This is a genomic window from Demequina sediminicola (assembly GCF_000975055.1).
Taxonomy (GTDB): Bacteria; Actinomycetota; Actinomycetes; order Actinomycetales; family Demequinaceae; genus Demequina; species Demequina sediminicola.
Genome location: NZ_BBRB01000006.1, coordinates 1 through 10,389, shown reverse-complemented (window position 1 = coordinate 10,389; position 10,389 = coordinate 1). Strand labels below are relative to the sequence as shown.

The window sequence follows — 10,389 nt, the reverse complement described above, 5'->3', positions numbered from 1 at the left end:
GCGCAGTTCTGGCCCGCATCGGCGACGCAGGCGCAGAGCCCGCCCAGGAGTCCGCTCCCGAGCCAGCATCCGCACCCGCGACCCCGGCACAGGAATCAGCCCCAGCACCGCAGCCCACGCCCGCATCGGCTCAGGAGGCCGCCTCGGCTCCTGCCCCGGCATCGTCGCCAGCACCGGCTTCGTCGCCAGCACCGGCTTCGTCGCCAGCACCGGCTTCGTCGCCGGCACCCGCATCGGCACCCGCCGCCGCGGCTTCCGCGCCCGCCGTCGCACCTGCGTCGACCGATGCGGGAACAAGCGAAGGTTCGGGCTACGTCACGCCGATCGTGCGCAAGCTCGCCAAGGAACGCGGCGTGGACCTCGCCGCTATTGCGGGCACCGGCGTAGGAGGACGTATCCGCAAGGAGGACGTGTTGGCTGCCGCCGATGCTGCTCCCAAGGCTGCGTCTGCCGCCGCTCCGGCGCAGACCTCGGCACCGGCACCGGCATCTGCCGCAGCCCCTGCGGAGGCGCCAAAGGTTTCCGACCTTCGTGGCACAACGGTCAAGATGAGCCGTATCCGCAAGATCACCTCCGACAAGATGATGGAGTCGCTGCACGGAATGGCGCAGCTCACCTCCGTCGTCGAGGTTGACTGCTCCAAGATCTGGGCGTTGCGCAACAAGGCCAAGAACGGCTTCCAGGAGCGAGAGGGCGTCAAGCTCACGTTCCTGCCGTTCTTTACTCGTGCCGTTTCGGAAGCACTCTCCGAGCACGCCTTCCTGAACGCATCGGTCGATGGCGACAGCATCGTTTACCACGACTCGGTGAACCTCTCGCTGGCGGTCGACACGCCCAAGGGTCTGATGCTTCCGACCATGTACAACGCCGAGGACAAGACCGTAGGCGAGCACGCGAAGGAGATCGCCGATCTCGCATCGCGCGCACGTGACGGCGGTCTGAAGGCTCAGGACATCTCGAATGGCACGTTCTCGGTGACGAACACGGGGTCGGGCGGCACGCTACACGACACCCCGATCGTTCCTAGTCCGCAGGTCGGAATTCTCGCCACTTGCGCGATCATCAAGCGCCCTGTGGTCGTGACCGGCCCGAACGGCGAAGACGTGATCTCGATCCGTCCGATGGTCTACCTCCCGCTGTCCTACGATCACCGCATCGTGGACGGCGCCGATGCTGCGAAGTTCTTGCAGACGGTCAAGAAGCGCATCGAGGCCGGTGCCTTCGAGTCCGAGGTTGGCCTGTAGAGCACCTATGCGCATCGTCATCGCTGGCTCGTCCGGCCTCATCGGCACTGCATTGCAGAAGTCGCTGAGGTCGGACGGCCACGAGGCAATATCCTTGGTCCGTCGCGAAGCACACGGACCAGATGAGTCGGCATGGGACCCCCAGAACGGGGAAATCGACACCGAGGTACTCGCCAATGCCGATGCCGTGGTGAACCTCGCTGGAGCCTCCATCGGCGACAAACGCCTCACCGATTCTTACGCAAAAGTGGTGCTGACGTCACGATTGAGCTCTACCGGCACCCTGGTCCGCGGACTACGTGACGCGGAGTTTTCCGGCGTACTGATCCAGGGATCCGCGATGGGTTACTACGGGGGCCGCGGCGAAGAGCAATTGAATGAGCGCTCGGGCCCAGGGAACTCGCTCCTTGCTCGCATCGTGACCCAGTGGGAAGCCGCGGCCCAACCAGCTGAGGAGGCTGGCATTCGCACCGTCTATTGCCGGACGGGGCTGGTCCTCGCTGGACACGGCGGATTCGCCGCACGTCTCCTCCCTCTCGTGCGACGTGGGTTGCTGGGGCGACTTGGGAGCGGCAAAGCGTGGCACTCGTGGATCACTCTCGACGACGAAGTACGTGCAATGCGGTTTCTCATGGATTCGGATCACGACGGTCCCGCGAACCTCATTGCCCCCATCGCAGTGCGGGACCGCGAGTTTATCCGCGTCATGTCTGAGGCCGCGGGCAAGAAGCCGGGGTTCCCGGTTCCCGCATGGGCTCTTCGCACAGCAATTGGTCCGGCCGCGGAAGATCTTCTCCTGAGTCAGTTTGCACGCCCAGGGGTACTGAATCGTCGCGGCTTCTCATGGCACCACCCAGAGATCACGACTGCCGCCGAATGGGTCATGCACGAGGCCGGACTTCGCTAACCTTCCATCCGGTTGGCGTGCGATCGAGTACGAGCACTGCGGTCTCTACATAGCCGGGAATAGCCTCTCTCACTCCCGCGCGAGACACCGAGTGGGCACTCACCTCATAGGTCACTGAAACCTCTGCCGTGGTCTCCCCCGCACTCAAGATGGCGGCATCGCCCAACGTCACGGCAAGCCCGTCATAACGTAGATTGCCCTCACGCAGGTCATCGCCAATGGTGGCCAGAGTTCCAGCAACCCCGCTACCAGCGACGACAAGCGTCTCCAGTTGTGACGCATCAGCCGTTGCCAAGGCATCGAACCTCTCTTGTGTCAGGCGCAGCGCGGCTTCGCCTGGACCTTCAGTAGCGCCTCCCGACGCCGCCAGTCCCGATGCCACCGGTGCGGGTTCCGCCGCCGCGGCAACGGGAAGAGCCACAGACGCTTCATCGTCGGGAAGCATCAGCAAGAACGCGGCGGTCGCCGCAGCCACCACTCCCATGGCTGTGGCCAATCGCAATGACCACCGGCGTGCACGCCACCAACGTCCGGAGGGAATCTTCGACGTCCGCACACCGGCTTGCGAGCGGACGTGTGAGGCGATGTCGAGTTGCGCCGTGGGCTTGATGGCCTGCTCGGTCCCCACACCTCTTAAAAGCGCCGGAACGTCCTCCATCACAGGCCGTAGGTTTGCATCCGGGTCAACCATGGTGCGGGTGACCGCTTGCACTGATGCCAGCGCGCTTTCTGAGGCTGACCAGCGCAGCAATCGGCCCAAAGAGTAGACGTCGCTCGCGAAGCTCGCCGCACCCGCGATGACCTCAGGTGCGCGGAAGCCCATGGTGCCGTTCTCGTCCTCACACAGCGGCGCGAGGGTGTCGACCAGGACGATGCCCCGGGGGCCCACCACGACATTGCTGGGCGAGATGTCGCCGTGAATGAGAGCGCTCGCGTGAAGTCGCGCCACGGCGCGAGCAACTCGTACGCCTAGCCACACACACTCAGTTGCGTCCAGGGGTGCCCGCACACGCGAAAGTTCAGCGATGTCTTGGCCGTCGACCATGGGGACATCGGCAATGACCGTGCCATCGCTTCGCACAGATATGCGGTGAGGTACGAGGATGTCGGGGCTGCCCAGACCACCCAAGGCACGTGCGCGGTCACGTACGCGGTCGGCGAGGCCCGGAGTCGAGCCAATCACGCGATGCAAAACGGGCAGTGTGGTGTCAGCCATCACACCACACTGCCCGCTTTGCTACCGCCTTACCGTGTTATCCACAGGTGCAAGGCATCTGCGTATCAGTCCTCAATGCCTCGCTGCCACGGCCACCATGACTTGCGGCCAAGTTCGGTCACGAGTCCTGGAACCAGCAAGGAACGCACCACAAACGTGTCGATGAGGACACCGACGCCGACAATCACGGCAATCTGAGCGAGGAAGATCAACGGAATGACCCCGAGTGCCGCGAACGTGGCGGCCAGCACAATTCCCGCAGATGTGATCACTCCACCGGTGACGGCGAGCGCACGGCGAGTACCGGCTCGGGTTCCGTGTACCAGCGACTCCTCGCGGGCACGGGACATCAGGAAGATCGAGTAATCCACGCCGAGCGCCACCAAGAACACGAAGCCCAAGAGCGGAACAGCCGGATCCGATCCGGGGAACCCGAACACTGTGTTGAACAGGATCGCGGACAGACCGATGGCGGCACCGTAAGAAAGGATATTGGCCAACACGATGACTACCGGTGCCACGATGGCTCGCAGAAGGAACACCAGCACAATGAGAATCACGGCAAGGATCGTCGGGATGATGATGAGGGTGTCGCGCTGCGTCGTCAGGCGCGTATCAAGTTGTTCCGCAGCCTTACCGCCCACAAGCGCTTCTTCGTTCACCTCCTGAACGTTGTCGCGCACCTCTGCCACGATGTCGGAGGCTTCGTTCGAGCTCGATGCGACTTCTGTCACGGCAACGACCTCGACCATGCCATCGACAACAAGTGGTTCTTCGTTGGGTACGGCACCCGCTGGTGCGCCTTGTGCCACCGATGGGGTGAGGAAGGAGGCCTCAGCGATGCCGTCAACCTCTTGGGTCGCTGCGAGAGCGGCTTCTCCGTCTTGTTCGGGCACGAAGATCCTCACGGGTGATGAGGCTCCTGCATCAAAGTGCGCTTCGAGAACTTCGGTACCGAGGACTGAGTCGGTCTCAGTCGTGAAGACTTCCTGCTCACCGAGTCCAGAGTTCTTGAACGTCGGCAGGAATGCGCTCAGCACCACGAGACCGGCCGCGGCGAGGATCCACGTCCTGCGCGGGTGAGCGCTGACGCCGCGTGCAACCTTGGGCCAGAAGCCCTTGCCCTCGGACGGGTCGGCGTCAGTGTCGCTCTGTTCCTCGTTGTAGCGCGGCATTGACGGCCAGAAGACGCCACGTGCGTGCTTGCCGCCGATGAGAAGCAATGCCGGCAGCAAGGTCAAGGCGGCAATAAATGCAGCGGTGATGCCAAGCGCACCGGCGGGGCCGAGAGCGGCGTTGGACTTGAGGTCGCTCAGCAAGAGAACGAGTAGACCGAGGATGACGGTGATGGCCGATGCCGCGATGGGCTCGAGCGAGCGCCGCCACGCGCGCGCCATGGCTTGATATGGCGACGGCACCCGGAGGAGTTCTTCTCGGTAGCGGGCCACCAGCAAGAGTGCGTAGTCCGTGGTGGCGCCCACGACGAGGATGAACATGATGCCCTGCGATTGGCCGTTAAGAGTGATGATGTCGGCGTTAGCCATGGCGTACACCGCGAGGATGGCACCTGTGAGCGCAATCATTGATGTTGCGAGCACCAAGAACGGCAGTACAGGGCTGCGGTAAACAATCAGCAGGATGACGAGCACCACGGCGAGAGCCACCACCAGGAGGATCCCGTCGATGCCGGCGAAGGCCTCGGTGAGGTCCGCGAGCACTCCAAGTCCACCCGTCAGGTGGCCGTCGAGTTCCGTATCCTGCTCGGTCCACACGTTGCGAATTGTGTCTGCGGTGAGGAGTCCTAGGGATTCCTCTCCCACCGTCTCCTCGACCACAGCGGCATCAACGCTGAAGCCCACCAGCGCGGCCTCGCCGTCTTCGGACGGGATGACCTGCGGCATCTGCTCGCTCGCTGGAGGGAGAAGGACGTCACCGATGGTGCGCCCCTCGGTGTCACCTTCGATAGATGTGTTGACCACATCATCAACGAACTGGCTCACCGTGGCGAGATCCTCTTCACCTGAGATGCCATCGACCACAAAAATGCCAGGCACAGATGTTGACGGAGAGAATTGTTGCTGCAACTGCGCAGCTTGCGTGGATTCAGCAGACTCGGGAAGGAACGCGGAAGCCTCGTTTTCTTGGACCTCCGACAACTTGCCAAAAGTTTGACCACCCATGGCGCCAACGCCGAGCCAGGCAGCAATAATCAGGACAAGAATGACGGGCCGTAGCCACGCTCGCGATGGGGACATGTTCATATGTTTCCATACGCCTTACCAAGCCTTTCTATTCCCGGTATCCACCAACCGAGAGGCGTACTAGCCTGGGAGACTATGGAATTCGTCCCCATCGACCTCGGCACCGCGTTGCTTCCCTACGCCCAAGGCTGGGATCTGCAACGGCGGTGGCATGCGGAGCGCGTCGCTGGGGCACGCCAAGATTCAGTCATGCTCGTCGAACACGAGTCTGTCTACACAGCGGGACGACGCACCGGGTCGTGGGACCGTCCAGTGGATGGCACTCCCGTTGTTGAAGTTGACCGCGGTGGCCGCATGACCTGGCATGGTCCTGGGCAATTGGTGGGTTACCCCATCGTCCGTTTGGCGGAGCCCATTGATGTGGTGCGCTACGTGCGAGCCCTAGAACAATCCGTGATCGACCTCTGTGGCTCGCTGGGCCTCGAGGCGATGCGAGTTGAGGGTCGGTCAGGTGTGTGGCTTCCTGCAGCTGGGCTCCGCCCTGAACGCAAAGTGTGCGCCATCGGTGTCCGTGTTGCGAGAGGCGTGACCATGCACGGCTTCGCGCTCAACTGCAACCCCGATCTCGATGCGTACTCACGCATCGTCCCTTGCGGCATTTCTGATGCCGGCGTGACGTCGTTAAGCCAAGAGCTTGGCCACGATGTCACCATCCATGATGTCGACGCGCCCATGCGCGCGTTTCTTACCGCCGCCCTAGCCCACGTACGCTGGGAGACTCAAGCGTCTACCGACGCCCCTGTCACCGAACCGCACAAGGAGACCGTGTGACCCTCGCACCCGAAGGCCGCCGCATGCTTCGCATCGAAGCCCGTAACGCCGAGACCCCGATCGAGCGCAAGCCTGAGTGGATCCGCACCAAAGCCACCATGGGCCCTGAGTATTCGGAGCTCAAGTCCTTGGTCAAGAGTGGCGGCCTCCACACCGTGTGTGAAGAAGCGGGCTGTCCAAATATCTTTGAGTGCTGGGAAGACCGCGAGGCAACGTTCCTTATTGGCGGCGCACAGTGCACGCGCCGTTGCGACTTCTGCCAAATCGACACTGGCAAACCCTCACCGCTTGATCGCACCGAGCCCCTCAAGGTCGCGCAGTCCGTGCAGCAGATGGGGCTGAAGTACTCGACGATTACTGGCGTGGCTCGCGACGACCTTGATGATGGTGGCGCGTGGCTCTATGCCGAGACTGTCCGCAAGATTCATGAGCTGAACCCCGATACCGGCGTTGAACTCCTCATTCCGGACTTCAACGCAGATCCCGATCAACTCGCCGAGGTGTTCTCGTCGCGGCCAGAGGTGTTGGCTCACAACGTGGAGACGGTTCCACGAATCTTTAAGCGCATTCGCCCTGCGTTCCGTTACGAACGTTCGCTCCAGGTCATCACTGAGGCGCAGAAGGACGGCATGGTGACCAAGTCCAACCTGATTCTTGGGATGGGCGAGACCATGGAGGAAGTTATCCAGGCGCTTCAGGATCTCCGCGATGCCGGGTGTGATCTCATCACCATCACGCAGTACCTTCGTCCCAGCCCTCGTCACCACCCTGTTGACCGTTGGGTCAAGCCCGAAGAGTTCGTGGACCTGTCAGACGCGGCCGAAGAGATGGGCTACCTCGGCGTCATGTCGGGACCGCTCGTGCGCAGCTCTTACCGCGCAGGCCGCTTGTGGGGTCAAGCGATGACGAGCAAGGGCCGCGAAATCCCTGACGCTCTCAAGCACCTGGGCGAACCAATGGATGCCCGCCAGGAGGCTTCTGTGCTCGTAGGACGCCCCTCACGCCCCTCTTGCTAGTCCGCTCTCGACGAATGTGACCCACGGCACGCCTCCAGGCGACTAGACTGGCGCGCATTATGGCGAAGGAACCTCAGAGCAAGCCGAAGATGCGCCACCTGGTCAAGCAGGCGTATACCTCCACAGCACCACACGACAAGTGGCTCGTACCGCTGCTCATCGGAATCCCGGTGATCATCATCGGTGCAGCAGTTGCCATTGGCATGCTGTCCGGGTCCACATGGGTGCTGGTGTATTCGCTCGTGCTCGCCATCCCCATGGGGTTGCTTGCCGCGATGTACACACTGACGCGGCGCTTTGAGCGCAACGCCTACATTCAGATGGAAGGTCAGCCAGGCGCTTCTGTTGCCATCGCACAGTCCATTCGTCGTGGATGGAAGTTCGAAGAACAGCCGATGTCCGTGGACCCTCGTGGTCGTGGTGTTGTCTTCTACGGCGTGGGTAAGGGCGGTGTCGTGTTGCTCGCGGAAGGCGGCAACGCAGCACGTAAGCAGGTCGAGGCGTCAACGCGCCGCATCAACAAGCTAGTGCCCGGTGTCCCTGTCGACACCATTTATGTGGGTGCCGCCGAGGGCCAGGTTCAGCTGAAGAAGCTCAACTCGACCATCAAGAAGCGCAAGAAGGTTCTCAACAAGCACCAGCGCGGGCAGGTCGAGGCGCGTCTGCGCGCAATCGGTGGACAGAAGTTGCCGATTCCTAAGGGTGTTGACCCGATGCGTGCACGTCCTGACCGCAAGTCGATGAGGGGCCGCTAAACCTCAGGCACCAAGGCTCCAGGAGTTAGTCCCGGCGAGTCGAGACGATGTGGGTTCCGACGGCTCGGTCATGCAGACCGCGTCCGTCTGGCCCCCACACGACCGCAGGAATCACCAGTCCCAGAAGTACCGTCCGCCCCGCCGACTTGATCAGTCCCACCATCGACGCGCCGTCGTCGCGGACAACGCGTACCCCGACCAGGCGATGCCCGATTGTGGTGCCGAGGGTCCCCACCAAGATCCAATGCTGCACTGCCCAGATTGCGAGTGTCGCAGTCGGGGAACCGGCGACGAGCACCCTTTCAAGACCGCTCGTGTTTTCGTAAGCCGGCTGGGCGAAGAACGCGGACGAGATCAACAGACACAACGTCCAGTCGAGCGCGATGCCTGAAAGGCGCCGGCCAGCGTATGTTTTTGGGCCTTCTTCAGTTTCTGGATCGCGCTCATCAGTCACCGGGCCATCGTAACGGGGCGGGGTGTATGGTCATAAGCGACACCGACGTCATCACGATGGTGGCGCGCCCGGTGGCCCATGAAACATGTTTGTAACATTGGGCGAATCTCAGGGAAATCCCGTCGCCGTAGAGTGGCCACTGCCATTCCCGGCTAGACCAATACTCACGAGGAGTACACGGATGTTCAAGAATGCCGACGAGGCAATCGCATATGTGAAGGACGAAGCTGTCGAATACATCGACATTCGCTTCTGCGACCTGCCCGGTGCGATGCAGCACGTCAACGTCCCCGCACACCAGTTTGAAACCGTGCTTGAAGACGGCGCAGCGTTCGACGGCTCGTCGATCCGCGGTTTCCAGGCCATCAACGAATCGGACATGAAGCTGATCGCGGACCTCGAGACCGCATTCATCGACCCGTTCCGCAAGGCCAAGACACTCGTCATCAACTTCTCGGTCGTTGACCCGTTCACCGACGAGGCTTACTCGCGTGACCCCCGCAACGTTGCCATGAAGGCTCAGGAATACCTGAAGTCGACCGGCATCGGCGACACCGCATTCTTTGCCCCTGAGGCCGAGTTCTTCCTCTTTGACTCCGTGCGCTTCGACACCAACGAGCACGAGGGCTACTACCACATCGACTCGTCCGAGGGCTGGTGGAACACCGGCAAGGAGACCGAAGCCGATGGCTCGCCCAACCTGGGTTACAAGACCCGCATCAAGGGTGGATACTTCCCCGTGTCGCCTGGCGACCAGATGGCGGACCTCCGCGACGAAATCTGCACCGTGCTCGGTGAGGTCGGCCTCGACCTTGAGCGTGCGCACCACGAAGTGGGAACCGCTGGCCAGCAGGAAGTGAACTACCGCTTCAACACGTTGCTGCACGCTGCTGACGACCTCATGAAGTTCAAGTATGTCGTCAAGAACGTCGCGTGGAAGGCCGGCAAGACCGCGACCTTCATGCCGAAGCCCCTGTTCGGCGACAACGGCTCCGGTATGCACGTGCACCAGTCGGTGTGGAAGAACGGCGAGCCCCTCTTCTACGACGAGGCTGGCTACGGCGGCCTTTCGGACACCGCACGCTGGTACATCGGTGGAATCCTCAAGCACGCTCCTTCGCTGCTTGCCTTCACGAACCCCACCGTGAACTCCTACCACCGCCTGGTGCCCGGCTACGAGGCACCTGTGAACCTGGTGTATTCGGCGCGTAACCGTTCCGCTGCAGTGCGTATCCCCGTCACCGGTTCGAACCCCAAGGCAAAGCGCATCGAGTTCCGCGCGCCTGACTCCTCCGGTAACCCTTACCTCGCATTCTCCGCTCTGCTGATGGCTGGCCTGGACGGAATCAAGAACAAGATCGAGCCCGCCGCACCGGTCGACAAGGACCTGTACGAGCTTCCTCCCGAGGAGCACGCTCAGATCCCTCAGGTTCCCGACTCGCTGCCCGCAGTACTCGACGCACTCGAGGCCGACCACTCCTACCTCACCGAGGGCGGCGTGTTCACCGAGGATCTCATCGCCGAGTGGATCGACTACAAGCGCACCAACGAGATTGACCCGCTGCGCTTCCGTCCCCACCCGCACGAGTTCGAGCTGTACTACGACTGCTAAGTCTTAGCCTCGGCTACACACAAAGGCCCGTCTCCCCTCTCGGGGAGGCGGGCCTTTGTCATGAGCGCAGTGCCTTCCACATGCCCACTCAACTCTTTGCCGCAGTAAGCAACGCGTGCCAGTTTCTGCGCGCATAAGGCACAGGCTTCCTGC

Annotated in this window: 9 protein-coding genes; 6 read left to right on the top strand and 3 right to left on the bottom strand. The window is 62.2% G+C overall.

Features of this window, described 5'->3' with window-relative positions; all coding sequences use genetic code 11:
* A partial coding sequence (gene sucB / locus AOP79_RS10760; RefSeq protein WP_174435661.1) for a 2-oxoglutarate dehydrogenase, E2 component, dihydrolipoamide succinyltransferase occupies positions 1-1,244 on the top strand: 1,244 nt, incomplete at its 5' end.
* 7 nt (positions 1,245-1,251) lie between these two features.
* A complete protein-coding gene (locus AOP79_RS10755) occupies positions 1,252-2,151 on the top strand; it encodes a TIGR01777 family oxidoreductase (RefSeq protein ID WP_062073464.1) in 900 nt (299 codons plus the stop codon).
* On the opposite strand, the gene AOP79_RS10750 is transcribed toward AOP79_RS10755, so the two are convergent.
* Both AOP79_RS10750 and AOP79_RS10745 read right to left on the bottom strand, forming a co-directional pair.
* Complete coding sequence (locus AOP79_RS10750; protein WP_062073462.1) at positions 2,126-3,367, bottom strand: serine/threonine-protein kinase; 1,242 nt, start codon at positions 3,365-3,367, stop codon at positions 2,126-2,128. The genes AOP79_RS10755 and AOP79_RS10750 overlap by 26 nt on opposite strands.
* A 65-nt stretch (positions 3,368-3,432) precedes the next feature.
* Complete coding sequence (locus tag AOP79_RS10745; RefSeq protein ID WP_152648102.1) at positions 3,433-5,622, bottom strand: MMPL family transporter; 2,190 nt, start codon at positions 5,620-5,622, stop codon at positions 3,433-3,435.
* An 81-nt stretch (positions 5,623-5,703) separates the two neighbouring features.
* Between AOP79_RS10745 and lipB the strand changes: the two genes are divergently transcribed.
* From lipB to AOP79_RS10730, 3 genes are read left to right on the top strand one after another with little or no spacing between them, the layout of a single operon-like run.
* Positions 5,704-6,399: a lipoyl(octanoyl) transferase LipB gene (lipB, locus tag AOP79_RS10740; protein WP_062073457.1), complete on the top strand. Its 696-nt coding sequence runs from the start codon at positions 5,704-5,706 to the stop codon at positions 6,397-6,399.
* On the top strand, positions 6,396-7,415 hold the full coding sequence (gene lipA, locus AOP79_RS10735; RefSeq protein WP_062073455.1) for a lipoyl synthase: 1,020 nt from the start codon (positions 6,396-6,398) through the stop codon (positions 7,413-7,415). Before lipB ends, lipA begins: the two co-directional genes overlap by 4 nt.
* Before the next feature lie 59 nt (positions 7,416-7,474).
* Positions 7,475-8,170: a DUF4191 domain-containing protein gene (locus AOP79_RS10730; RefSeq protein ID WP_062073453.1), complete on the top strand. Its 696-nt coding sequence runs from the start codon at positions 7,475-7,477 to the stop codon at positions 8,168-8,170.
* Positions 8,171-8,195: 25 nt separating this feature from the next.
* On the opposite strand, the gene AOP79_RS10725 is transcribed toward AOP79_RS10730, so the two are convergent.
* Positions 8,196-8,624 carry an RDD family protein gene (locus AOP79_RS10725; RefSeq protein WP_062073450.1) on the bottom strand — a complete coding sequence of 143 codons (429 nt, stop codon included), beginning with the start codon at positions 8,622-8,624 and terminating at the stop codon, positions 8,196-8,198.
* A gap of 181 nt (positions 8,625-8,805) precedes the next feature.
* Here AOP79_RS10725 and glnA point away from each other — a divergent pair, with 181 nt between their 5' ends.
* Positions 8,806-10,236 carry a type I glutamate--ammonia ligase gene (glnA, locus tag AOP79_RS10720; RefSeq protein ID WP_062073448.1) on the top strand — a complete coding sequence of 477 codons (1,431 nt, stop codon included), beginning with the start codon at positions 8,806-8,808 and terminating at the stop codon, positions 10,234-10,236.
* Positions 10,237-10,389 lie beyond the last annotated feature (153 nt).

What these genes read in the sequence shown, in the direction of transcription:
- AOP79_RS10750 (WP_062073462.1), bottom strand. Translation starts at nt 3,367, where the DNA reads ATGGCTGACACCACACTGCCCGTTTTGCATCGCGTGATTGGCTCGACT.
- lipB (WP_062073457.1), top strand. Translation starts at nt 5,704, where the DNA reads ATGGAATTCGTCCCCATCGACCTCGGCACCGCGTTGCTTCCCTACGCC.
- AOP79_RS10755 (WP_062073464.1), top strand. Translation starts at nt 1,252, where the DNA reads ATGCGCATCGTCATCGCTGGCTCGTCCGGCCTCATCGGCACTGCATTG.
- AOP79_RS10730 (WP_062073453.1), top strand. Translation starts at nt 7,475, where the DNA reads ATGGCGAAGGAACCTCAGAGCAAGCCGAAGATGCGCCACCTGGTCAAG.
- glnA (WP_062073448.1), top strand. Translation starts at nt 8,806, where the DNA reads ATGTTCAAGAATGCCGACGAGGCAATCGCATATGTGAAGGACGAAGCT.
- AOP79_RS10745 (WP_152648102.1), bottom strand. Translation starts at nt 5,622, where the DNA reads ATGTCCCCATCGCGAGCGTGGCTACGGCCCGTCATTCTTGTCCTGATT.